We start from the raw sequence: 23,765 nt of genomic DNA on the forward strand, positions 1-23,765 counted from the left end.
GTCGAGACGCGATGAGCGCCGGCGCGAGCACGCGCGTGGCTGCGCAGGCCGGGCCGGGCCGGCCGGGCGCATCGGGCTCCGGCCTGGCCCGCACCGTGCTGCCACCGGTGCTGCTCGGCGTGGCCGCGATCCTGCTCTGGCAGGGCGTCGTCACCGTGCTGGCGATCAAGCCGTTCATCCTCCCCGGGCCCTTCGCGATCGGTGAGCAGTTCATCACCAACCTGCAGAACGTCGTCGGGGGCTCGGTCGTCACCGGGCGCAACGCCCTGATCGGCCTGGTGCTCGGCGCGATCGTGGGTGTGCTGCTGGCCATCCTCTCGGCCCTGGTGGGGATCTTCGACGAGATGGCCGCCCCCATCGTCGCCGCCGTCGCCGTGGTGCCGATCGTCGCGCTGGCGCCCGTGCTCTACACGATGTTCGGCGCCAACGCCGAGACCGCCCGGCAGCTCGTGGCCGCGCTGGCGGTCTTCGTGCCGGTCTACTTCAACACTCTCAAAGGGCTGCGGATGGTGCGCCCGGTGCACCGCGACCTGATGCGCTCCTACGCCGCCTCGAGCTGGCAGGCCACCAAGACCGTCACCCTGCCCACCGCGGTGCCGTTCGTGTTCACGGGCCTGCGCATTGCGTCCTCGCTCGCCGTGATCTCCGCCCTCATCGCCGAGTACTTCGGCGGCCCGGTCGGGGGCCTGGGCAAGTCGATCACCTCGGCCGCGTCCAGCAGTAACTACGGGCTGGCCTGGGCCTACGTGCTCGGCTCCATCATCCTCGGACTCCTCTTCTATTGCGCGGCTCTCTGCCTGGAAAAACTGGTCAGCCGCCGCGCCCCCACCGCATGACCATCCCGCACCGCAGCATCCCGACACAGCACCCCCGCAGCAGTACCTCAGGAGGAACCCATGAAACACAGCACTCGATGGCTCACAACGGCCGGCGCCGTCGCGGCGGCCAGCGCCCTCGTTCTCACCGGATGCACCGCCTCCGGCGATACCGCACCGACCGAGGACTCCGCTGGCGGCGACCTCACCCCGGTCACCCTGCAGTTGCAGTGGGTGGCCCAGGCCCAGTTCGCCGGCTACTACGCGGCCGTCGACCAGGGCTACTACGAGGAGGAAGGCCTCGACGTGACCATCGAGGAGGGCGGCGCCGACATCGTTCCGCAGGACGTGCTCGCGTCCGGCGACGTGGACTACGCCATCTCCTGGGTGCCCAAGGTGCTCGGCTCCATCGAGCAGGGTGCCAACATCACCGACGTCGCCCAGATCTTCGAGCGCAGCGCCACCACCCAGATCTCGTTCACTGACAAGAACATCACCAGCCCGGCCGACCTGGCCGGCAAGAACGTGGGCAGCTGGGGCTACGGCAACGAGTGGGAACTCTTCGCCGGCATGCAGCAGGCCGGCGTCGAGGTCGGCGACATCAGCCTCGTGCAGCAGGCCTTCGACATGAACGCCTTCCTCGCCGGTGACATCGACGCGGCCCAGGCGATGACCTACAACGAATACGCCCAGGTGCTGGAAACCATCAACCCCGACACCGGCGAGCTCTACCAGCCAGAGGACCTCAACGTCATCGACTGGAACGAGGAGGGCACCGCGATGCTCCAGGACGCCATCTGGGCCAACACCGACAAGCTCGCCGACGACGAGGCCTACGCCGACCAGACCGTGAAGTTCATCAAGGCCTCCATCAAGGGCTGGATCTACGCCGCCGAGAACCCCGAAGACGCCGCGACCATCGTGGCCGATGCCGGCTCGGCCCTGCCCGCCGGGCACCAGCTGTGGATGACCAACGAGGTCAGCAAGCTGATCTTCCCGTCCACGAACGGCGTCGGCCTGATCGACGAGGCCGCCTGGGCCAACACCGTCGACATCGCCATGAACACCAAGAACGAAACCGGTGGCACCATCATCACCACAGACCCGCCCGAAACCGCGTACTCCAACGAGTACGTGCAACAGGCCCTGGATGAGCTGACCGAGGAGGGAGTCGACGTCATGGGCGCCGACTGGGCTCCGATCGACGTCACCCTCAAGGAGGGCGGCGAGTAAAACAACCTCCGCACCGGGCGGCTGCCGAGCGCAGCCGCCCGGTGCACCACCGCTCCGGTACCCGCGGGGCACAGAGCAGAAGGAACAACATCGTGACCGACATCGACACCGGCACAACCACCGACACGAAGCCCGGGCTGAACGAGCGCACCACCGAACTCGACCGCGCCCACGTCTTCCACTCCTGGTCCGCCCAGGGGGCACTGAAGCCCCTCGTCNCCGAACTCGACCGCGCCCACGTCTTCCACTCCTGGTCCGCCCAGGGGGCACTGAAGCCCCTCGTCATCGCCGGCGGCCTCGGCTGCCGGGTCTGGGACCACGACGGGCGCAGCTACCTCGACTTCTCCAGTCAGCTGGTCAACGTCAACATCGGCCACCAGCATCCGGCCGTGATCAAGGGCATCATCGAGCAGGCGCAGCTGCTCACCACCATCGCGCCGTCCACCGCCAACCTGGCCCGCGGCGAGGCCGCCAAACGCATCGTAGACCGGGCACCCGACGGCTTCAACAAGGTCTTCTTCACCAACGGCGGTGCGGATGCCAACGAGAACGCCATCAGGATGGCCCGGCTGCACACCGGCCGCGACACCGTGCTCTCCACCTACCGCTCGTACCACGGCAACACCGGCGCTGCCATCGTCGCCACCGGCGACTGGCGCCGCATCCCCAACGAGTTCGCCCGCGGACACGTGCACTTCTTCGGCCCGTACCTCTACCGCAGCGAATTCTGGGCGACGACGCCCGAGCAGGAATGCGAGAGGGCCCTGCACCACCTGGAGCGGGTCATCCAGAGCGAGGGTGCCACCTCCATCGCGGCCGTGCTGCTCGAGTCCATCCCCGGCACCGCCGGGGTGTTGATGCCGCCGCCGGGCTACCTCGCCGGGGTGCGCGCACTCTGCGACCGGTACGGCATCATGCTGATCCTCGACGAGGTGATGGTGGGCTTCGGCCGCACCGGACGCTGGTTCGCGTTCGACGGCACCGGCGTGGTGCCCGACCTGATCACCTTCGCCAAGGGCGTCAACTCCGGTTACGTGCCCGTCGGCGGGGTGATCATCTCGGACGCCATCGCCGCGGACTTCGACGACACGGTGTTCCCCGGCGGGCTCACCTACAGCGGACATCCGCTGGCGATGGCCTCGATCGTCGCCGCGCTGGACGCCATGGCGGAGGAGGGCATCGTGGCCAACGCCGCCCGGATCGGCGCCGAGGCCATCGGCCCGGGGCTGGCGGCACTCAAGGCCAAGCACCCGATCATCGGGGAGGTGCGTGGCGAGGGCGTCTTCTGGGCGATCGAGCTCGTGGCCGACCCGGAGAGCAGGGCGCCCGTGCCGCCGGCGGTGATGGCCCGCATCAAGACCGAGCTACTGGCCCGCAACCTGCTGCCCTTCATCATGGACAACCGTATCCACGTGGTGCCGCCCTGCGTCGTGACCGACTCCGAGGTGGCCGAGGCCCTGGCCATCTACGACGAGGTCCTCTCCCTGGACCTTCTCTAACAGCCCATCGCTGGTCGAGCTTGTCGAGACCCGCGACCAAATCTCACAACGTAGACACGGTCACCGGATCTCGACAAGCTCGATCAACGGACAACACCCCAACAGAATCGACTGACATGAACGACCTTCCCGTCCTCACCCACTGGATCGACGGCGCCCCAGGCGCCGGAAGCTCCACGCGCACCGCCCCCGTCTACAACCCCGCCACCGGCGCAGTGCAGCGCCTGGTCTCCCTGGCCTCCGCCGCCGATGTGGACACCGTTGTCGCGTCGGCCCAGGCCGCGTACCCCGCCTGGCGGGACGCCTCCATTGCCAAGCGCCAGGGCGTCATGTTCACCTTCCGCGAGCTCCTCAATGCGCGCAAGGGCGAGCTGGCCGACATCCTCACCAATGAGCACGGCAAGGTCACCTCCGACGCCCTCGGCGAGATCGCCCGCGGCCTCGAGGTCGTCGAGTTCGCGCTCGGCCTGCCGCACCTGTCCAAGGGCGAGTTCTCCGAGAACGTCTCCTCCGGCGTCGACGTGTACACCTTGCGCCAGCCGCTCGGCGTGGTCGGCATCATCAGCCCGTTCAACTTCCCGGCCATGGTGCCGCTCTGGTTCTTCCCGATCGCCATTGCCGCGGGCAACACCGTTGTGCTCAAGCCCAGCGAGAAGGACCCGTCCGCCGCCAACTGGCTCGCCGCGCTGCTTACCGAGGCCGGCCTGCCCGACGGTGTCTTCAATGTCGTGCACGGCGACAAGGAGGCCGTCGACGCGCTCCTGGTCAACCCCGACGTGCAGGCCATCTCCTTCGTCGGTTCCACCCCCATCGCCAAGTACATCTACGAGACCGCCGCCCACCACGGTAAGCGGGTGCAGGCCCTCGGCGGCGCCAAGAACCACATGCTGGTGCTGCCGGATGCCGACCTCGACCTCGCCGCGGATGCCGCCGTCAACGCCGGCTTCGGCTCGGCGGGGGAGCGCTGCATGGCCATCAGCGTGATCGTGGCCGTCGAACCCGTCGCCGATGAGCTGATCTCCAAGATCGCCGACCGCGTCAAGGGACTGAAAGTGGGCGACGGCATGCGCGGCTGCGACATGGGCCCGCTGATCACCGAGGCGCACCGCGATAAGGTCGCCGGTTACATCGACATCGCCCTGGCCGATGGCGCGGAGGTCGTGATCGACGGTCGCGGCATCGAGGTGAACGGCGAGGCATCCGGCTTCTGGCTCGGCCCCACCCTGTTCGACAAGGTCAGCCTGGACTCCGCCGTCTATAAGGACGAGATCTTCGGCCCGGTGCTGAGTGTCTTGCGGGTGGCCAGCTACACCGACGGCGTGGCCGTCATCAACGCAAGCCGTTACGGCAACGGCACCGCCATCTTCACCAATGACGGCGGCGCAGCCAGGCGCTTCCAGCACGAGGTGCAGGTGGGCATGGTCGGCATCAACGTGCCGATCCCGGTGCCCGTGGCCTACCACTCGTTCGGTGGCTGGAAGGACTCCCTGTTCGGCGACGCCAAGGCCTACGGCCCCGCCGGCATCAACTTCTACACCCGGGAGAAGGCCGTCACCGCCCGTTGGCTGGACCCCAGCCACGGCGGCATCAACCTGGGCTTTCCGCAGAACACCTAGCCCAGTACGTGAAGGCGGACTTCTTCCCGACACGCTGCGTTTTGGGTACACCTGGAACGGCGATTGGTGAAGAAGTCCGCCTTTACGTGCCGGCGTCACCCAGGCAACATGGGCGCATGAAGCAATCGGATGTGGCCTGGCGAGGGCAGGACGACCCTGACCGCATCGATCGGGCGTTGATCGAGATCGGGGAGAGCGGCCTGAAGGCCGAGGGAACCTCGGTCACGGTCGGCTATGCCACCGCCTGGTCGTTGGACGCCACCGATGCCTGGTGCACCTTGACGGTCGACATCAGTGCGCACGGCGCCGGTTGGATGCGTTCACTCGCGCTGACCCGGGATCAGAACGACCACTGGGCAGCCGTGACCCAGGTGCAGGGCGATGCCGGTCTTCCGCCCGCCGGCCTTGCGGAACCAGGCAGCATCGACGGTGCGCTCGACTGCGACATCGGCCTGTGCCCTGTGACGAACACCATGCCGATCCGGCGCCTGCGGCTGCTGAATGGGAACGTGCCGGAGACCGCGCTGGTGATGGCCTGGATCGAGATACCGTCCCTGCGGGTGATTCGGAGCGACCAGGTGTATGCCTCGTCGACGCCCGGCCGGGTCCGGTACCGCGGCGCCGGTGGTGACGATCAGGTCGAGTTGACCGTCGACTCCGACGGCATTGTGGTCGGTTACCCGGGCTTGGCGACCCGGCTCGCCAAGCGTTGATGCCATCATCCTCCGCCGGGCCTGTCAGGGTTGCGCTCCCTGCATGCGGCCCCGGTGACCTGCCAGGTGGCGGCCACCGGGAGACCGGCTAGTGCTGAACGCTGCGCCGATTGCTGACGCGGATGTAAACCAGGAGCACGATGATCGCGCCGATGATGGATCCGATGATGCCGGCCGGCTGGAAGAAGCCGTCCATGGGGTCGTGCTGGAAGATCAGGAAGCCGAGGAACCCGCCGACGAAGGAACCGATGATGCCCAGCACGATGGTCATCGGGATGCTAATGTTCTGCCGACCGGGCACGACGAGGCGGGCGACGGCGCCGGCGATGATGCCGACGACGATGAGGCTGATGATGAGACCAAGCATTGTGGTCTCCTTCCTGTTTGATGGGGCTGAGCCTTCGATGTGACCAGCGGTTGCTGGGCGATAAACAGCAAATCACCCAGAAGGAGGCGGCGGCACACCCCTAGGGGTGTAACTGCCGGGCCGGCAGAAGCTGTAGCGTCCTACTATGTCTTCGACCCAGCCCGTGACTGTCGCCCTGGTCGATGACTACGACATCGTGCTGAAGGGCCTGGCGCACATGTTCGATCACTATCGGGATCGTGTGCTTGTTGCGGAGATCGATGCGAATGCGGCTCTCTCCGACACAACCGACATCGTGCTGTACGACACCTTCGCCCAGCCCGAGTCCGATCTGTCCGAGCTCACGGCCCTCGTGCGAAACCCGCGAGCCCGTCGCGTCGTCGTGTACACCTGGAATTTCCAGCCCTCGCTCATCGATGATGCGTTGGAGCGGGGCGTCAGCGGTTACCTGTCGAAGACGCTGCCCGCCCGCGACCTGGTCGCGGCCCTGGAGTCGGTGCACGCCGGTGAGATCGTGGTGAGCGATCCGCCGAAGCGAGCGGGCAGCGCTCCCGGACTGGACTGGCCCGGGCGTCGCGAAGGAATCACAGACCGTGAATCCGAGATCCTGGCGCTCATCACCCAGGGCAAGAGTAACGCCGAGGTGGCCGCGCTCACCTACCTCAGTCCCAACACCGTGAAGTCCTATATCCGCAGCGTCTACGGCAAGATCGGGGTCGCCAGCCGTACCCAGGCTGTGCTCTGGGGTGTCGGCCACGGGTTCGCCCCGGACCACCATCGAATCGACAGCTGGCTCGGCGGTCCCTGAGTCAGGCACACCGGATGCGCCGGTGCCCCATTCGCGCCCGCCGAGCAGGATCGAAGAAGCACACCTGCCGGGTTGCTTCTACAGTGGGTGCCAGAGACGCAACCTTGACCAGTGAGGAACAGATCGTGAGCGAAACCTTCAGCAAAGAGGAGAAGGCCGCCATGCGGGCGGCCGCGGCAGAGGCCAAGGCCGCAAAACTGGGCGCCGACCTCGAAGCCGCGTGCCTGGCGTCGATCGCCGAGATGTCCGGCACCGACCAGGAACTGGCCGAGACTTTGCACCGATTGGTGAAGGAGAACACCGACCTGGGTGCCAAGACCTGGTACGGCATGCCGGCGTATACGGACTCCGACGGCAAGGTGGTGGTCTTTTTCCAGAGCGCCGCCAAATTCAAGGTGCGCTATGCCACCATCGGCTTCCAGCCGGACGCCAACCTCGACGACGGAAACCTCTGGCCCACCTCATTCGCGGTGACCAAGCTCACCGCCGAGGACCAGAGGCGACTCGTCGAGCTGTTGGAGAAGGCCGTCGCCTAACGGACACCCGACCGCCTGCCCCACCCGCGTCAACCGGAGCTTCACGCCGAATACCTGGCGGCGATTCACAACGTTGCAAAAGGTGCCCGGCCATCCGCCATAATCGAGATATGACTAGCAACGATGCACTCGACGCCGCCCGGACCGCAATTCTCAGCGGACGGACGTCCCTGGGGATCGAGCTGGGGTCGACCCGCATCAAGGCCTGCCTGATCGGCGAGGACCCGGCTGACGTCCTCTCCGTCGGCAGCCACGAGTGGGAGAACCAGTTCGTCGATCGGGTCTGGACGTACTCGTTGGCAGACGTGTGGACGGGCATCCAGGCCGCTCACGCTGCCCTCGTCGCCGATGTCGAAAAGCAGTACGGGGTTCGCCTGGAAAGCTACAGTGCTGTCGGCGTTTCGGCGATGATGCACGGCTATCTAGCGTTCGACGCCGCCGGCGAGCAGCTGGTTCCGTTCCGCACCTGGCGCAACACCACCACAGGTCCCGCGGCGACCGAGCTGACCGAGCTGTTCGGAGTGAACATTCCGCTGCGCTGGTCGATCGCGCACCTGCACCAGGCGGTCGTCGACCACGAGCCGCACGTGGCGCAGCTCGACTTCATCACGACCCTCGCCGGCTACGTGCACTGGCAGCTCACCGGCCGCAAGGTCCTGGGCGTCGGCGATGCCTCGGGCATGTTCCCCATCGACGCCGCCACCACGGACTACGACGCCGAGCTCCTCGCCCGATACGACGGTCTGGTCGCCGAGTCCGCTCCCGACCTCAACCTGGCCGCACTCCTGCCCACCGTGCTGGTGGCCGGCCAGCCGGCAGGCGAGCTCACGGCGGCGGGCGCGGCCCTTCTCGACCCGACCGGTGCCCTGCGGCCAGGCGCCGTGCTGTGCCCGCCCGAGGGCGACGCCGGCACGGGCATGGTCGCGACCTGTTCCGTCGCCCCGCGCACCGGTAACGTCAGCGCCGGCACCAGCATCTTCGCGATGGTTGTGCTCGAGCGCCCCCTCAAAAAGGTGCACCACGAACTCGACCTGGTCACCACCCCGGCCGGCGATCCCGTCGCGATGGTGCACTGCAACAACGGGGCAAGCGAGCTCGCCGCGTGGGCCGGGATGTTCGGCCGCTTCGCCGCGGCCAGCGGTAACCCCGTTGCCAGCGACGCGGTATTCGACGCCCTGTTCCGTGAGGCGCTCGACGGTGACGCGGATGCCGGCGGCCTGTTGGCCTACAACCACCTGGCCGGCGAGCCCATCGCCGGCCTCACCGAGGGGCGGCCGCTCTTCGTGCGCACCCCCGACAGCCGGCTCACCCTCGCCAACTTCATGCGCGCGCAGCTCTACGGAGTGTTCGGCACGCTCAGCCTCGGCATGCGCGTTCTCGCCGAGGAGGGCGTCGAACTCGACGCGATGTTCGCGCACGGTGGGCTCTTCCGCACCGCCGGTGTCGCCCAGCGATTCCTCGCCGGCGCCTTGGATGCCCCGGTCTCGGTCGCCGAGACGGCATCGGAGGGCGGCGCCTGGGGCATCGCGGTCCTGGCGTCCTACACGGCGGCCACAGCATCCGGCGTCGACCTCGACCTGGACGGGTACCTGCGTGAGCGAGTGTTCGTGGGGCAAGAATTCGAGACCGTCGCCCCCGACCCTGTCGACGTCGCCGGCTTCGCCGACTACCTGGACCGCTACCACGCGGGTCTTGCCGTCGAACGGGCTGCCGTCGACACGCTCTAAGCCGAGCTCCACCGCACACGTCCCAATTGCGATGCGGCTGCACGAATTGCCGCAGCCTGAATCGTCCCAGTGAGCTGTGGCATTGGGCATAGGCTCTGGCCATGCTTCGCATCCGAAAGACGCGGTGGAAGGTCGCCTACATTGCCGCCGGTCTGACCGTCTTGGCACTCAACAGCGCGGCCTTTCCGCACACCGTCACGAATCCGATTTTTGCGGTGGAGGGCATCCTGCTGTACCTGCTCCTCTATTTCGGTGGTGTGCGGTCCTTCCGTGGTGCAGACGAGCCGGTTGAGCCGCCACGCGCCTGGTGGCGGATGACCTCGCGACCACGGGCCGGCTTCGTGGTCGGATCGTTGCTGGTCCTGAGCGTCGCCAACTGGATGTTCTCGGTCGCCACGGGGGCGACCGACGTGGCACTCGCAGGCGTGCTCGGTGTGATCGCTGATGCGTTGCTGGCTTTCCTGTACTTCAGGTCCTCGGTCCGGCTGCACCGAGTGCTCCCTCGCATCGTGCCCCAGCGAACCGTCCAGGACCCGCCGCAGTGGAAACCCATCAGGCGTTGACCGGTGCGCCCGCGATGAGTCGGACGGCCATGGCCTCCGCCGACGGTGCCCTTCCGCTTCGGCCCCGCCGAGTGCTGGTTGCCGGGGTGCCCGGTACGGGCAAAACCACCCTCGCCGCGCGGATCGCCGTGATCACCGGGGGCGCACACACGGAGATCGACGCGCTGTTCCACGGCCCGAAGTGGGTGCCCCGGCCGGAATTCGCCGATGATGTGCGCGGTTTCATCGCCGCGGAGTCATGGACGACCGAATGGCAGTACAGCGCCGCCCGCGAGGTGCTTGCCGAACGTGCCGATCTGCTCGTGTGGCTCGATCTGCCGTTCTGCGCGTCACGCTTCCCCGGGTGATCCGCCGTACCATCCGCCGCCGGGTTCGCCGCGAGGAGTTGTGGAACGGCAACGTCGAGCCACCCATCCGCACGCTGCTCAGTGACCGTGAGCACATCGTGCGGTGGGCGATCTCGACCCGGCGGAAATACGACGAACGGGTGCCGGCGCTGGAACTTGCGCACCCCCACCTCGTCGTCGTGAGGCTGCGATCGCAGCGTGAGGTCGAGCGGTGGCTGGGCGGGGCTCTCGCTGACGCGGTGCGCTAGCGGGGCACCGCCGGTGCGGTGGGCCGGTTAGTCCGGCGGCTCAACGTGCTCGCCGAACGGCGGAAGGTTGATGTCTTCCTCGTTGACCTCCACGTCCCCGAAATCGTCCGGTCCGCCCGTGCCCGGCGCCACCTTCACCTTCTCCGCGACGTCCGGGTCGACAGCCGCCAGCGGTGACTCGTCCTGTTTGGCTTGCGTGTCCGTTTCACTCGCCGGACGTCCAGGAATACCGCCCGGCGCGAAAGCTTGCCCGTCCTGGTGGTCTCGGCAGTATCGTGTCTCCTGTGAGCAGCCGCCGCAATCCCGGGTCGCAGTCGTCCCTGCGTGAGGCCAACCGCGCCCGCATCCTCGACGCGATCACCCACCACGGCGCCCTCACCCAGGTGGAACTGGCCGCGGTCACCGGGCTGTCGCCGGCCACGGTGTCCAACATCGTCAAGGAGCAGGCCGCCGCCGGGGTGCTGGCGACCACGCCCACGTCCCGCAGCGGCCGTCGCGCGGTGCGAGTCACCCTCGCCAGGGAACTGGGCCTGGTGGTGGGCCTGCACGTGGCGAACCGGCAACTGCGGCTGGCGCTGGCCGACGCCGGCCACCAGGTGCTGGCCGAGCGGATGCTGCCGCTGGCCCGCGACCACCGCGCCGACAGCGAACTCGACAGGGTGATGCTGCTCATCCGGGACATGGCCGAGTCGGTGGGCGCCGGCCTCGACGAGGTGCTCGCGGTGGGGGTGGGTCTGGCCGCGCCTGTCGACCCGCGTACCGGCCTCATCGCCACCGCCGGCTTGCTGCGCGGCTGGGACGGGGTGCCCGTCGCCGAAGAACTCGAGTCGCGGCTGCACCGGCCGGTGTTCGTCGACAACGAGGCCAACCTCGGTGCACTCGCGGAGTACCGCATCGGCGCGGCCCAGGGCGTCCGGCAGGCGGCCTATCTGCGTCTGTCGCACGGCGTGGGCGCCGGCCTGATCGTGGATGGCCGGGTCTATCGCGGCGGTAGCGGCAAGGCCGGAGAGATCGGTCACGTCACCCTCGACGAGCAGGGCCTGGTCTGCCGATGCGGCAACCGCGGCTGCCTGGAGACCCTGGTGGGAGCCTCGGCGCTGGCCGCGAAGTTCCCCGGCAGCCACGGCGAGGTCAAGCTGCGCGACGTCGTGCTGCGCGCCGAGGCGGGCGAGGCCCTGGCGCGCCGGGTGATCGCCGATGCCGGCCGGCACCTGGGTATCGCGCTCGCGGGTCTGAGCAACCTCGTCGACCCGCACCGCATCGTGGTCGGCGGTGAGCTGGCCGAAGCCGGCGAGATGCTGCTCAGCCCCCTGCGGCACGCTCTGGAACGCTCCACCCTGGCCACTGCAGCCGGGGTGCCCGAGGTAGTCAAGGGCGAGCTGGGGGAGCGGGCCGAGTTGCTCGGCGCGGTGCTCTTCGCCATCGATCGCGCCCAGATCACGGCGGGCCGCACCGACGGCCCGATCCGCACCGTGGCGGCCGCCCCGGCCCCCGATATCCTGCCGGGGATCGGTGGCATCCTGCCCGGTCTGGCCCCGCAAATATCGCCCGAAAGGGGCGGTCTGGCCTCTTGAGTTCAAGCCTTGACGGCATTTGGCACCGGGGCCATGCTCGTTACACCGCCAACGAGGGTGGTCACAGTAGGAGGCACATCATGAGAAAACCCAGGAAGAGGTTCGCGCTCCTGTCGATCGCATTGATCGCTACCGCGGGTGCTCTGACCGCGTGCACCACCGGCGACGACGGCGGCAGCGACGACGGCGGCGGGTCCGGCGACGCCATCAAGATCGGCCTGCTCCTCCCCGAATCCCAGACGGCCCGGTACGAGAAATTCGACCGCCCGCTGTTCGAAGAACATCTGGCGACCCTGGGCGACTACGAAGTCGTCTATGCCAACGCCGACCAGGATGCCTCGAAGCAGCAACAGCAGGCTGAATCCGCCCTCACCGAGGGCATCGAGGTCATGGTTCTCGACCCCGTCGACGGTGCGGCGGCAGCCAGCATCGTCGCGAACGCCGCCGCGCAGGACGTTCCGGTGATCGCCTACGACAGGTTCATCGAGGGTGGCCAGATCGCTTACTACATCTCCTTCGACAACGAACAGGTCGGTGTTCTCCAGGGTGAGGCCCTCGTGGAGCGGCTCCAGGCCGACGGTACGACCACCGGCATCATCATGATCAACGGGTCGCCCACCGACGGCAACGCGACGCTGTTCAAGGAAGGCGCCCACTCGGTCATCGACGCGAGCGGCATCCCGATCCTGGCCGAGTTCGACACGCCGGACTGGAGTGCCGAGGAGGCTCAGACCTTCGCGGCCGGCCAGATCGGTCAGTTCAGTGACCAGATCTCGGGCGTCTACGCGGCCAACGACGGTACGGCAGGCGGCGCCATCGCGGCACTGCGGGCCGCCGGAGTCGACCCGATCCCCCCGGTCACCGGTCAGGACGCCGAGCTCACCGGCATCCAGCGCATCGTCGCCGGCGACCAATTCATGACGGTCTACAAGGCGATCAAACTGGAAGCGGAGTTGGCTGCCGAGGTGGCCGACCAGCTGGCCCGCGGCGAAACGCCGGAGGGAGACACCGAGATTGACGGCATCCCCGCGACCCTGCTCACCCCGGTCGTCGTCACCGTCGACAACATTGCCGACACCGTGATCGCCGACGATTTCTACACCGTCGACGAGATCTGCACCGCTGAATACGCGGACGCCTGCGCGGCCGCCGGCCTGCAGTAAGGCGGTGCCCCAGACGCCGACCGGGAGTCCTACCCACGATTCGACTCCCGGTCGGCCCACCGGCTCCAACAGCCAGCGGCTGCAAACAGAGGAATCACAATGACCGTGCTTTCCCCCGAACCCGTGCAGGGCGCACCCACCAGCGAACTCGTGCTCTCCATGCGCGGGATCGACAAGAACTTCGGCGCCGTGCAAGCCCTCACCGCCATCGACCTGGACATCTACTCCGGTGAGGTGGTCGCGCTGGTCGGCGACAACGGTGCCGGCAAGTCCACCCTGATCAAGATCCTCGCCGGCGTGCACCCCAAGGACGGCGGCACGATCACCGACGGAGACAAATCGGTCACGATCAACAACCCGGCTGAATCCGGCGCGTTGGGCATCGCCACCGTCTACCAGGACCTGGCCCTGTGCGACAACCTCGACGTGGTCGCCAACCTGTTCCTCGGCCACGAACTCGGCCGGGGCACCATCAACGAGGTCGAGATGGAGAAGCGCTCCTGGGAGCTGTTGCGGCAACTGTCGGCACGCATCCCCTCGGTGCGTATCCCGGTGGCGTCGTTGTCTGGCGGTCAGCGCCAGACCGTGGCCATCGCCCGTTCGCTGATCGGCGACCCGCGCATCGTGATCCTCGACGAGCCCACCGCGGCGTTGGGTGTGGCCCAGACCGCCGAGGTGCTCAACCTCATCGAGCGGCTGCGTGAACGCGGCCTGGCCGTGGTGCTGATCAGCCACAACATGGCGGATGTGCAGGCCGTCGCCGACCGCATCGTGGTGCTGCGTCTGGGCCGCAACAACGGTGAATTCAAGGTGGCCGATGTCACCTACGAAGACATCATCGCGGCCATCACCGGCGCCTCCGATAACGCCGTCACCCGGCGCGCCCAAGCCCGGGTCGGCTCTCCGGAGGCCGCGGATGACGCTGTTCCATCCCCTGACGTTGCACCCCCTGATGTTGCACCCCCAGAGGAGGCCCGGCCATGACGACCCCGACATCGCCCCCACAGTCCAGCCCGCCCGAACCGGCGGCGCCGCCCACCGAAACCGTGCGCCTCGCCGCGGTGGCCGCCGACCTGCAGGACGAGCGCCTCATCCAGCAGCACGGCATCGGCGGTGCGGTGCGCGCCTTCGGTCGGCGGGTACGTTCCGGTGACATCGGTTCGTTGCCCGTTGTGATCGGCCTGATCGTGATCTGGGTGGCGTTCTCCCTGCTCAACCCAAACTTCCTCTCCAGCACCAACCTGGTCAACCTCACCCTGCAGTGCGCGGCCGTCGGCACCATCTCCATCGGCATCGTGCTGGTGCTGCTGCTGGGCGAGATCGACCTGTCGGTCGGGTCGGTCAGCGGCCTGTCCGCGGCCATCCTCGCGGTCGGTTTTGTCAACCTGGGCTGGCCGCTGCCGGTCGCCCTGCTGGCCTCGTTGCTGTCCGGTGTGGTCATCGGCCTGCTGTACGGGTTCCTGTATACCCGGTTCGGGGTACCCAGCTTTGTGATCACCCTGGCCGGGTTGCTCGGCTTCCTCGGGCTGCAGCTGTGGGTGCTCGGCTCCACGGGGTCGATCAACATCCCGTTCGATTCCTGGATCGTGCAGTTCGCCCAGCAGTGGTTCCTGCCCGACTGGCTCTCCTACGTGCTGGTGATACTGACGGCACTGGCCTATGCGGCGCAACTGCTCGTCACCGCGAACCGGCGGGCGGCGGCGGGGCTCTCGGCCGTGCCGGCCACCTCGATCGTGGTGCGCAGCGTGTTCCTGCTGCTGGTGCTCGCCGTGCCCACCTGGTACCTCAACCAGACCCGCGGTGTCGGCGCGACATTCGTGCTGTTCCTGGTGCTCGTCGTGGTGATGAACTTCTTCCTCACCCGCACCCGCTGGGGCCGGTCGGTGTACGCGGTCGGCGGCAATGTGGAGGCTGCCCGGCGGTCCGGCATCAACGTCACCAAGGTCTACCTCACGGTTTTTGTGCTGTGCTCCACCTTCGCGGCCCTGGGCGGCATCCTCGCCGCGGGCCGGCTGGCGGCAGCCAACCAGGGCTCGGGCGGCGGCGACACCAACCTCAACGCCATCGCCGCCGCGGTGATCGGCGGCGCCAGCCTCTTCGGCGGCCGCGGCAGCGCGTTCTCAGCGCTGTTGGGCATCCTGGTGATCCAGTCGATCTCCAGCGGCCTGACCCTACTCAACCTGGACTCGTCGATCCGGTACATGATCACCGGCGCGGTGCTGCTGCTTGCGGTCATCGTCGACTCCCTGTCGCGCCGAACCCGGGCGTCGCACGGTAGAGCCTGACCGCCTCCCGCCCGGGGCCGGGCGGAGGCGGCAGAGGAAGGCGGCGGTTCTCGCCCCACCCCGGCAGCGCAGCCGGCGAGGCAGGATCGCCGCCTTCGCGGTGCCGGGATGCGGCACCATCGCCGGGAGCACCTCATTCAAGTGGCGGTGATCCCCTTCGCTGACTTGCCGCAAAGTTCCTCCTTCAGAGCAGGCACAGGGGGTTTTGCAGCAACTCGGCCGGTCAGTCGGGTCGGCGGGGCGGGAACCTAGGTCGCCAGGGTCGCGGCCTCGCGCAGGAGATCGGCGGCAGTGTCATCGCCGTGCGCGGCCAGGGCCACCACGTCGCCGATCACCACGACGGCGGGGGATCGCACCCCGGCGTGGGCCGCGAGCGCGGCGATGCTGTCCAGCCGGCCGAGGGTCGTGCGCTGGTCGTGGGCGAAACCGCGCTCCACGATCGCCACGGGCATGTCGGTGCGCATCCCGAGCCTGGTGAGGCCGGCAACCAGCTGCTGCAGGGTGCCGATTCCCATCAGGACCACGATGGTGCCGCCCAGGCCCACCAGGTGGGTCAGTTCGGTGTCGTTGATCGGCGCGTGCCCGGAGATCACCGTGAACATCCGGGTGATCTCGCGGTGGGTGACGGGGATGCCCGCGGCGGCCGGCACGGCGATGGCGCTGGTCACCCCAGAGATCACGGTCACCGGTACACCGGCGGCGCGGCAGGCGATGACTTCTTCGCCACCCCGACCGAAGACGAACGGGTCGCCGCCTTTCAGGCGCACCACGGTGAGGCCGGCCAGGGCGGATGCCACCATCATCCGCTCAGCATCGCGCTGGGGGATCGCGTGGTGACCGGGAGCCTTGCCCACGTCGATCTGCTCGGCGCCGGGCGCCCAGACGTCGAGCCTGTCGGTGGGGCCGAGCCGGTCGTAGTAGACGATGTCGGCCGCGTTCAGTGCCGCGAGCGCACCGACCGTGAGCAGGCTTTCCAGGCCGGGGCCGCCGCCGACGAGCGTGACCGACCCGATGGGCGCGGTCGACGCCGCGGTTTCCCGGCTCAGCCAGGTGCGGTGCCGCGCGCACGCCGCAGCGATCACGGCGTCGGTGGGCGGAGTGGTCTCCACGACGGCGACCAGGTCGACGGCGGCGATGAGCGCATTCCAGGCGCCGACCGACCGGGGAAACACCGGGGTGTGCACCCCGGGGGCCGGTCGGACGGCCGGCGACTGCGGGCCGGGTCCGGCCAGGTGGTACACGGTCGCGCCCGAGGCCAGGTACCGCGCGAGGACACGGCGTGCCGCGTGGGCCCCGCCGACGACGAGGACCCGTTTCCCCGAGAAGTCGAGGCCGGCGGACACGGGCTACTCCACGCCGGTCGCCGAGGAAACCGGGATGTCGATGTCGTCCCGGCGAACCGGGATGGTGAGGCCGGCCAGGTGGACGGGGCCGGCGGCGCTGGTGCCGTCGCGTTCTTCAGGGCGGGCCGGACGCGGCTGGCCGCGTTCGATCACCTGAAGGAGCGACGGGTCGGGGGTGTCGGAGTTCACGAACGGCCGGAACCGGCGCAGGCGCTCGGGATCGGCCAGCGTGGCGGCCCACTCGTCTTCGTACACGTCGATGTGGGCGGCCATGGCCGCTTCAAGGTCATCGGCGATGCCCAGGGAATCGCTGCAGACGACGTCGCGGACGTGGTCGAAACCACCCTCGATGTCTTCCTGCCAGCGGGCGGTGCGCTGCACGCGGTCGGCGGTGCGGATGTAGTACATCAGGTAGCGGTCGATGTACTTGATCAGGGTTTCCTCGTCGAGGTCCTTGGCGAGCAGCACGGCGTGAACGGGCTGGAAGCCGCCGTTACCGCCGACGTAGAGGTTCCAGCCCAGCTCGGTGGCGATGACGCCGATGTCCTTGGCGCGGGCCTCGGCGCACTCGCGGGCGCAGCCGGAGACACCGATCTTGAACTTGTGCGGCGAGCGCAGGCCGCGGTAGCGGTTCTCCAGCGTGATCGCCAGCGCCACGGAATCCTGCACTCCGAAGCGGCACCAGGCCGACCCCACACACGACTTTGCCGTGCGCAGGCTCTTGCCGTAGGCCTGGCCGGACTCGAAACCGGCATCCACCAGGGTGCGCCAGATGTCGGGCAGCTGGTCGAGCCGGGCGCCGAACAGGGCGATCCGCTGACCACCGGTGATCTTGGTGTACAGGTTGAATTCGGCGGCGACCTCGCCGATCGCGATGAGCTTCTCCGGGGTGATTTCGCCACCGGGAATGCGGGGGATAACCGAGTAGCTGCCGTCCTTCTGCATGTTGCCGAGGGCACGGTCGTTGGTGTCCTGCAGGCCGCCACGGCCGGCATCCAGGATGTACGCGGAGGACTGCGAGGCCAGGATCGAGGCGATGGTGGGCTTGCAGACATCGCAGCCGAGGCCGGTGCCGAAGCGTTCCATGATCTGGTCGAACGAGGTGAGCTGCAGTACCCGCACCGACTCGAACAGTTCGCTGCGGCTGATCGAGATGTGCTCGCAGAGCGCCTTCGAGATTTCAAGGCCGGCGGCGGTCAGTTCGGTTTCGAGAACCTTCTTGAGCAGCGGCACGCACGAGCCGCACTGGGTGCCGGCCCGGGTGCAGGCCTTGAGTGCGCCGAGCTCGGTGACGGGGTCGCCGTGGTCGCCACGGATGGCCGCGCGCACGGTGCCGAACGACACGTCGTTGCAGGAGCACAGCTGGGCGTCGTCGGGCATGTCGGAGCTGGACGGCAGCTCGGCGCCGGAGGCGGACAGGTACGCGCCGGGTTCGGCGGGCAGTTCGCGGCCGAGCAGCGGGCGCAGCGACAGGTACGGGGAGGCGTCGCCGACGAAGATGCCGCCGAGCAGGGTCTTGGCGTCGCTGGACACGACGACCTTCTGGTACAGGCCACGCGCGGGGTCGGCGTAGACGACCTCGAGGGCCCGCTCGCCGGTGCCGAAGGCGTCACCAAAGCTGGCCACCTCCACACCGGAGAGCTTGAGCTTGGTGGCGTCGTCGATGCCGGGGAACAGGGCCTGGCCGCCGTTGAGCCTGTCGGCCACGACCTCGGCCATCGCGTTCGCGGGAGCGACGAGTCCGATGCAGCGGCCGTCGTAGCTGGCGACCTCGCCGATGGCCCAGATGCCGGGCACGGAGCTGGAGCAGTCGTCGCCGATCACGATGCCGCCGCGCGGGCCGATCTCCAGGCCCGCCGCGCGGGCGAGTTCGTCGCGGGCACGGATGCCGATGGACCAGACAATCAGGTCGGCGTTGATCTGCCGATCGTCGTCGAGGGTCAACCCGAGTACCTGGCCGGTCTCGGCGACGAGGATCTCGGTGGGGCGGTGGCCGAGTTCGAGGTGGATGCCCTGGCCGTGGATGAGACGGCCGAGGGCCATGCCGGCACCCTGGTCGAGCTGGGTGGGCATCAGCCAGGTGGCGCCATCCACGATCGTGGTGTTGGCGCCGAGGCGCTGCACACCGCCGGCGGCCTCGAGCCCCAGTAGGCCGCCGCCGATCACGGTGACGTTCGCGGGCCGGCCGAACTTCGCCTTCAGGCGTGCGGTCTCGCTGACGAGGAAGTCCACGTCTTCGATGGTGCGGTACACGACACCCTTGTCGCCACCGGGCACCGGCGGAACGAAGGCGCTCGAACCCGTCGCGAACACCAGGTCGTCGTAGGCCAGGGCGTCACCGTTGTCGAGGGTGACGGTCCGGGCCGCGGGGTCCACGGCGGTGACGCGGCTGCCGCCGCGGTAGCGCACGGTCTCGGACTGCCAGAACACCGGGTCGCCCAGGGTGAGGTCCTCCGGACCGTTCAGGCGGTGCGAGAGGGAGACCCTGTCGTAGGGCAGGTGGATTTCCTCGCCGATGACGGTGATGTCGACGGGCCGGGCGGAATCGCCGTCCGCGACAGTGCGGGCGACCATGGCCTCGGTGAACCGGTGCGCGGCGGGGCCGCCTCCGATCACGATGACGCGGCGCACGCCGTCCGATTCGCTGGTCGTCGGCAGGGGAGTGTTCAGTGTCATTACGGCATCTCTCGGGTAAATCAGGCCGCATAATCCCGACGGCGTCGTCCGCCGTCGCGCCGACCTCATGGCGTCCCTCAAGTAAGTCACATCCGCGCGCGCTAAAAGAGGGTACTTGGTCCCGAAGATCACGACCCCGGCTTGGGTAATCTGAGGGGGTGCCGAACGCATCCACTGGCCCGGCGCCGGAATCGAGGACATCATGCTGACCACTGAAAGCACCACCGCGCCGCGGAGCGCCGACGCCACCACCGGATGGGCGACAGTCTGCGAACTCTCCCAGCTCGAACCCCTGTGGGCAGAAGCGGCCATCGTCGACGGCGAGCAGCTCGCGTTGGTGCGGATGCCCGACGGAACCGTGTACGCCGTCTCGAACCGGGACCCCGCGACCGGCTCGTTCGTGATGTGCCGGGGAATCGTCGGCTCGCACGGGGACCGGGTGACGTTGGCCTCGCCGCTGCACAAGCAGGTCTATGACCTGGCCACCGGCGAGTGCTTCACCTCCGCCGACTTCACGCTGCCCACCTTCGAGACCAGGGTCGAATCCGGCTCGGTGCAGGTGCGGCTGGCCCCGGACGCCTCGGCCCGCGCCGCGGCGTGATGAGCGACGCACTCCAGCGCGACACAGCGCCGCTCCTGCTCCTCGCCTCGCACGGCTCCCGGGATCCCGCTGCCCAGCGCGCGGTGCTGGCCCTCGTCGACGCGGTGACTCGTGCGCTGACCACAATCAGCCCGGCCACCCCGGTTGCGGCCGGTTTCATCGATGTGCAGCAGCCGGATGTGCCACAGTGCCTCGCCGAGGCCGGCCCCGGCCGGTCCGCCGTCATCGTGCCGCTGCTGGTGTCCGCCGGGTACCACGTGAAGTTCGACCTCGCCAACGCCGTGGCCCAGGCCCAACCGCGTCAGGTCGGCGTGACCGCGGCGCTCGGACCCGACAGCCGGCTGACCGACATCCTCGCCGACCGGCTGGCCCAGAGTGGCCTGCGCGCGGAAGACCGCGTGATCCTCGCCGCCGCGGGATCGAGCGATGCGGACGCCGTGGCCGACTGCCGCACAGCGGGCGAGCAACTAGCCGCCCTGCTGGGCCGACCGGTCACCGTCGCCTTCATCGCCGCCGCGACGCCGAGTCTGGTGGATGCCGTGGCCGCCGCGCGCAGTGAGTCACCGGATGCCCGCCTGGTCGTCGCGAGCTATCTGCTGGCACCGGGCACCTTCGCCAGGTGGTCGCAGGACGCCGGCGCGGACGTGGTCAGCGCGACCCTCCTCGTCGAGGGCGAGGAGCCCCCGGCCGCACTCGTCGACGTGGTGGTGGACCGGTACCTGAGTGGCGTGCGCACGCTCTGACGCCGGGCGCGTCGGCAGCCGGAGGGCTTAGACCTCGAGGCCGTCGCGGATGATCGTCTGCCCGGTCGGCCATTTGCTGAACGGCGCCGCCACCGGGAGCACCATCGCGGGGCCGGTGAAGGTCTCCGGGCGCATCCGGGTGTCGATCATGCGGGTCACCTGTCCGGGCGACTGCCGCCAGCCGCCACCGGCGTAATAGGCGACGAGCTCGGGAGCGCAGGTGAGGTAGCCGAACGGCAGCCCCTGGCCGGTCAGGGCCGTGGCGGCCTCGGCGAGCAGCCGGCGGCCGAGGCCGGTGCCTTGGTAGTCGGGATCGACGCCGACCAGTCCCACATCGCCGACCAGCTGCGACCCGCCGGACTCGAGGCGCAGCATCCGCCGCACGAAGCCGAGGTGGGCGACCGGCCGGCCGTCGTGGTAACCGATCACGCGGGCCTCCGGGCGGGCGCCCATCCAGCTGCGGGTGCCGGTGAAGGTGGCGTGGTCCTCGGGGTAGTAGCGCGCGAACAGGGCCGCCAGGGCGGTGTGGTCGTCGGCCGAGAGATCGGCCTCCCAGCGCAGGGTCCATTCGATGTCAGCCATCCGGTCAGCCTAACCGCCGGCGCACGACCAGCCGCTGGAGGACCAGCCGCTGGAGTACCGGCTCAGCCGGCCGCCGCCGCGTGCTCGGCCTGCACCTGCGCCGCCCGGGCGCGCAGCGCCTCGACGACGGTACGCACGGCCAGGCGCTCGGCTCGGTCGGGCCGCATCAGCGCCACGATCTGCCGTTCGGCGTCGAGTCCCCGTAGTGGCTTGAGCACCATCCGGCCGGGCTGGTCGCCGCTGGAGGTGTATCGGGGGACGAGGGCGATGCCGAGCCCGGCCATGATGAACGATTCGATCAGCCGCATGTCCGCGAACCGTTGGGTGACCCGGGCGCGGCTGCCGGTCTGCAGTTCGATATCGTGCAGGATGCGTCCGAACGGGTAGCCGAGGGGCACGCCGATCCAGGTCTCACCGACCACGTCGCTCGCGCCCAGCGACACCCGACCGGCCAGTCTGTGTCCGGTCGGCAGGCCGACGTCGAGGGGTTCGGTCATCAGGGGCACCGAGGTGAGGCCGCGCCCGCCCCAGGTGTGCTGCCCGCGCATGCTGTGGGCGAGCACGATGTCGTATTCGCTCGTGAGCGCGGGAAAGTCGCTGAGCTCCGGGTCCATGTCGGTGCAATGCACCGCCAGGCCGTCGTGGTCGGCCAGGTCCTGCAGTGCGCCCGGCAGCAGCATCTGTCCGGCGGTGGGGAACGTGACCAGGCTCACGTCGCCGGTGGCCCGGTTGCGGAAGGTGTCCCAGACGGCTGTGGCGCGCTCCAGCGCCACCGCGATATCCGTCGCGCTCGCGGCCAGCGCGCGGCCGGCGTCGGTGAGCACAAGCCCGCGCCCGCTGCGTTCGGTGAGGGGCAGGCCGGCCTCGCGCTCGAGGACCTTCAGCTGCTGCGAGACCGCAGACGGGGTGCGGTGGGTGGCCCGCGCAACGGCGGTCACGCTGCCGCGTTCGGCGAGCTCGCGGAGCAGTTCGAGGCGCTGAACATCCATGAAGCCAGACTACATAGTCCTTGCTAAACAATGTGATTGTGCTGAATGGTTGTTGGTGGTCAGATAAAGACGTCGGTTACCGGGCAGCAGCCCGCGTGGCCCGGCCATCCACTTCCCTCGAAAGGCACGACCGTGTTCGTTTTCATGCTCCTCATCTCCCTTGTTGCCGTAGGCGCCGTCGTCGGCACCGTCGTTGCCGTGAACAAGGATGGCTACGGTCGTGTTCCCGTGCGGAAGTTCGTTCGCAGCTTCTGATCACCCCGACCGGCGCACGCCCGTATCGTGCACCGGGCGCGCGGGCGCGTGTTGGCCTAAAGTAGCCCTGTGATGGATACCCGCAGAAAACTCATCGACTACATCTCGGCCGACGCCGTCTTCCACGGTGACTTCACCCTCACCAGTGGCAAGAAGGCCACGTACTACGTGGATCTCCGCAAGGTCAGCCTCGACCACAGGGTCGCCCCGCTGATCGGCCAGGTCATGATCGATCTCATCAAGGACATTCCGGATGTCGTGGCCGTCGGCGGCATGACCATGGGCGCCGACCCCGTCGCCACCGCGATCCTGCACCAGGGTGCCGCCCGCGGGCTGGCCTACGACGCCTTCGTCGTTCGCAAGGAACCTAAGGACCACGGCCGTGGCCGCCAGGTCGAGGGCCCAGACCTCGCCGGCAAGCGGGTCATCGTCCTCGAAGACACCTCCACCACCGGTGGCTCACCGCTCGCCGCCATCGAGGCGCTGCTCAAGGTGGGCGCCATCATCGCCGGCGTCGCCGTGGTCGTGGACCGCAGCACCGGGGCCCGCGAAATCATCGAAGAGGCCGGCTACCCGTACTACGCGGCCATCGGACTCGAGGACCTGGGACTGAGCTGATGCCCGAGCAGCAGGGCGGCAACGACGACAAGGACCTCGGCCTGGACTGGCTCGCGGCTCAGCTGAACGCCGACGACAGCGAGGCTGCCGCCGAGCCCGCCGCCGAGGCCGCCGCCGGCACCAAGGCGGATGCGGGGCCCGACTCTCCCCCGACCGTCGCCCTCCCCGTCACGCCCGTTGTCGTTCCGCCGGTTGCACCGCCCGCCGCACCGCCAGCAGACCCGCCCGCCGCACCGCCGGGGCCCGCTGCGCAGGTTCCATCCCCGGATTCTGCGTCGGCCGACGGTGACACCGCGCCTGCCGCCACCACCCCGGCGCCGTCCGGCGGTTTCCGCTGGGGCCTCACCCCGACCTTCGAGCCCGATCCGGCCGTTGACGCCGCGCGACGCACCCCGCCGGCTCAGGCCGCTCCCGCGACTCCGGTCATCCCCGCCGCGGCGCCGCCTGTTGCACCGGCGCCGGCC

At 68.9% G+C, this 23,765-nt stretch carries 24 protein-coding genes and 1 pseudogene; 20 read left to right on the forward strand and 5 right to left on the reverse strand.

Annotation, left to right across the window (positions count from 1 at the left end):
* The 5 genes from E3O57_RS13285 to E3O57_RS13305 all read left to right on the forward strand — a co-directional run.
* Positions 1-836: ABC transporter permease (locus E3O57_RS13285; protein ID WP_370290087.1), on the forward strand; the 836-nt coding region annotated here is incomplete at its 5' end.
* Between the two features lie 60 nt (positions 837-896).
* Positions 897-2,048 (forward strand): ABC transporter substrate-binding protein, encoded by a 1,152-nt coding sequence (locus tag E3O57_RS13290; RefSeq protein ID WP_088457441.1) that lies wholly within the window; start codon positions 897-899, stop codon positions 2,046-2,048.
* Positions 2,049-2,251: 203 nt separating this feature from the next.
* The gene (locus E3O57_RS13295; RefSeq protein WP_134456606.1) at positions 2,252-3,547 is read left to right on the forward strand and encodes an aspartate aminotransferase family protein; all 1,296 of its coding nucleotides are present in this window, start codon (positions 2,252-2,254) and stop codon (positions 3,545-3,547) included.
* Positions 3,548-3,663: 116 nt separating this feature from the next.
* Positions 3,664-5,163, forward strand: coding sequence for a CoA-acylating methylmalonate-semialdehyde dehydrogenase (locus E3O57_RS13300; RefSeq protein ID WP_103478536.1), 1,500 nt, complete (start codon positions 3,664-3,666; stop codon positions 5,161-5,163).
* 116 nt (positions 5,164-5,279) lie between these two features.
* Positions 5,280-5,876 carry a putative glycolipid-binding domain-containing protein gene (locus E3O57_RS13305; RefSeq protein WP_103478537.1) on the forward strand — a complete coding sequence of 199 codons (597 nt, stop codon included), beginning with the start codon at positions 5,280-5,282 and terminating at the stop codon, positions 5,874-5,876.
* Positions 5,877-5,964: 88 nt separating this feature from the next.
* On the opposite strand, the gene E3O57_RS13310 is transcribed toward E3O57_RS13305, so the two are convergent.
* Positions 5,965-6,243: a GlsB/YeaQ/YmgE family stress response membrane protein gene (locus tag E3O57_RS13310; RefSeq protein WP_088457438.1), complete on the reverse strand. Its 279-nt coding sequence runs from the start codon at positions 6,241-6,243 to the stop codon at positions 5,965-5,967.
* 145 nt (positions 6,244-6,388) lie between these two features.
* On the opposite strand from E3O57_RS13310, the gene E3O57_RS13315 reads away from it, so the two are divergent.
* The 10 genes from E3O57_RS13315 to E3O57_RS13355 all read left to right on the forward strand — a co-directional run bounded on the left by E3O57_RS13315 (position 6,389) and on the right by E3O57_RS13355 (position 15,494).
* Positions 6,389-7,051, forward strand: a complete 663-nt coding sequence (locus E3O57_RS13315; RefSeq protein ID WP_103478538.1) for a response regulator transcription factor — start codon at positions 6,389-6,391, stop codon at positions 7,049-7,051.
* A gap of 125 nt (positions 7,052-7,176) precedes the next feature.
* Positions 7,177-7,587 (forward strand): hypothetical protein, encoded by a 411-nt coding sequence (locus E3O57_RS13320; RefSeq protein WP_206750290.1) that lies wholly within the window; start codon positions 7,177-7,179, stop codon positions 7,585-7,587.
* 110 nt (positions 7,588-7,697) lie between these two features.
* Positions 7,698-9,314 (forward strand): xylulokinase, encoded by a 1,617-nt coding sequence (locus E3O57_RS13325; RefSeq protein WP_103478539.1) that lies wholly within the window; start codon positions 7,698-7,700, stop codon positions 9,312-9,314.
* A 101-nt stretch (positions 9,315-9,415) separates the two neighbouring features.
* Positions 9,416-9,877, forward strand: a complete 462-nt coding sequence (locus E3O57_RS13330) for a hypothetical protein (RefSeq protein ID WP_103478540.1) — start codon at positions 9,416-9,418, stop codon at positions 9,875-9,877.
* On the forward strand, positions 9,856-10,224 hold the full coding sequence (locus E3O57_RS19255; RefSeq protein WP_341476106.1) for a hypothetical protein: 369 nt from the start codon (positions 9,856-9,858) through the stop codon (positions 10,222-10,224). Before E3O57_RS13330 ends, E3O57_RS19255 begins: the two co-directional genes overlap by 22 nt.
* Complete coding sequence (locus tag E3O57_RS19260) at positions 10,221-10,472, forward strand: hypothetical protein (RefSeq protein WP_341476107.1); 252 nt, start codon at positions 10,221-10,223, stop codon at positions 10,470-10,472. The genes E3O57_RS19255 and E3O57_RS19260 overlap by 4 nt, the downstream gene beginning before the upstream one ends.
* A gap of 284 nt (positions 10,473-10,756) precedes the next feature.
* Positions 10,757-12,046: an ROK family transcriptional regulator gene (locus E3O57_RS13340; RefSeq protein WP_088457434.1), complete on the forward strand. Its 1,290-nt coding sequence runs from the start codon at positions 10,757-10,759 to the stop codon at positions 12,044-12,046.
* Between the two features lie 80 nt (positions 12,047-12,126).
* A complete protein-coding gene (locus tag E3O57_RS13345) occupies positions 12,127-13,209 on the forward strand; it encodes a sugar ABC transporter substrate-binding protein (RefSeq protein WP_103478541.1) in 1,083 nt (360 codons plus the stop codon).
* A 99-nt stretch (positions 13,210-13,308) separates the two neighbouring features.
* Positions 13,309-14,193 (forward strand): ATP-binding cassette domain-containing protein, encoded by an 885-nt coding sequence (locus E3O57_RS13350; RefSeq protein ID WP_088457432.1) that lies wholly within the window; start codon positions 13,309-13,311, stop codon positions 14,191-14,193.
* On the forward strand, positions 14,190-15,494 hold the full coding sequence (locus E3O57_RS13355; RefSeq protein ID WP_103478542.1) for a sugar ABC transporter permease: 1,305 nt from the start codon (positions 14,190-14,192) through the stop codon (positions 15,492-15,494). The genes E3O57_RS13350 and E3O57_RS13355 overlap by 4 nt, the downstream gene beginning before the upstream one ends.
* A 248-nt stretch (positions 15,495-15,742) precedes the next feature.
* On the opposite strand, the gene cobA is transcribed toward E3O57_RS13355, so the two are convergent.
* Both cobA and nirB read right to left on the reverse strand, forming a co-directional pair.
* Positions 15,743-16,837 (reverse strand): uroporphyrinogen-III C-methyltransferase, encoded by a 1,095-nt coding sequence (cobA, locus tag E3O57_RS13360; RefSeq protein ID WP_088457430.1) that lies wholly within the window; start codon positions 16,835-16,837, stop codon positions 15,743-15,745.
* 3 nt (positions 16,838-16,840) lie between these two features.
* Positions 16,841-19,513: a nitrite reductase large subunit NirB gene (gene nirB / locus E3O57_RS13365; RefSeq protein WP_103478543.1), complete on the reverse strand. Its 2,673-nt coding sequence runs from the start codon at positions 19,511-19,513 to the stop codon at positions 16,841-16,843.
* A gap of 202 nt (positions 19,514-19,715) precedes the next feature.
* Between nirB and nirD the strand changes: the two genes are divergently transcribed.
* Together nirD and E3O57_RS13375 are read left to right on the forward strand one after the other, a co-directional pair.
* Entirely contained in the window at positions 19,716-20,114 is a 399-nt protein-coding gene (gene nirD / locus E3O57_RS13370) for a nitrite reductase small subunit NirD (protein ID WP_088457428.1), read from the forward strand.
* Positions 20,114-20,857: a sirohydrochlorin chelatase gene (locus E3O57_RS13375; RefSeq protein ID WP_103478544.1), complete on the forward strand. Its 744-nt coding sequence runs from the start codon at positions 20,114-20,116 to the stop codon at positions 20,855-20,857. Before nirD ends, E3O57_RS13375 begins: the two co-directional genes overlap by 1 nt.
* A 27-nt stretch (positions 20,858-20,884) precedes the next feature.
* On the opposite strand, the gene E3O57_RS13380 is transcribed toward E3O57_RS13375, so the two are convergent.
* On the reverse strand, positions 20,885-21,439 hold the full coding sequence (locus E3O57_RS13380) for a GNAT family N-acetyltransferase (RefSeq protein WP_103478545.1): 555 nt from the start codon (positions 21,437-21,439) through the stop codon (positions 20,885-20,887).
* 62 nt (positions 21,440-21,501) lie between these two features.
* Positions 21,502-22,428, reverse strand: a complete 927-nt coding sequence (locus tag E3O57_RS13385) for a LysR family transcriptional regulator (RefSeq protein WP_088457425.1) — start codon at positions 22,426-22,428, stop codon at positions 21,502-21,504.
* Positions 22,429-22,560: 132 nt separating this feature from the next.
* Here E3O57_RS13385 and E3O57_RS19165 point away from each other — a divergent pair, with 132 nt between their 5' ends.
* From E3O57_RS19165 to E3O57_RS13395, 3 genes and pseudogenes are all read left to right on the forward strand, one after another.
* A complete protein-coding gene (locus tag E3O57_RS19165) occupies positions 22,561-22,683 on the forward strand; it encodes a hypothetical protein (RefSeq protein ID WP_255453135.1) in 123 nt (40 codons plus the stop codon).
* Positions 22,684-22,755: 72 nt separating this feature from the next.
* Positions 22,756-23,301 (forward strand): orotate phosphoribosyltransferase, encoded by a 546-nt coding sequence (gene pyrE, locus E3O57_RS13390; protein WP_165787853.1) that lies wholly within the window; start codon positions 22,756-22,758, stop codon positions 23,299-23,301.
* A pseudogene (locus tag E3O57_RS13395) lies at positions 23,301-23,765 on the forward strand (hypothetical protein); the annotation flags it as partial. The gene pyrE and the pseudogene E3O57_RS13395, both read left to right, overlap by 1 nt.

It is taken from the genome of Cryobacterium sp. TMN-39-2, from assembly GCF_004402745.1.
GTDB classification, from domain to species: Bacteria; Actinomycetota; Actinomycetes; order Actinomycetales; family Microbacteriaceae; genus Cryobacterium; species Cryobacterium zongtaii.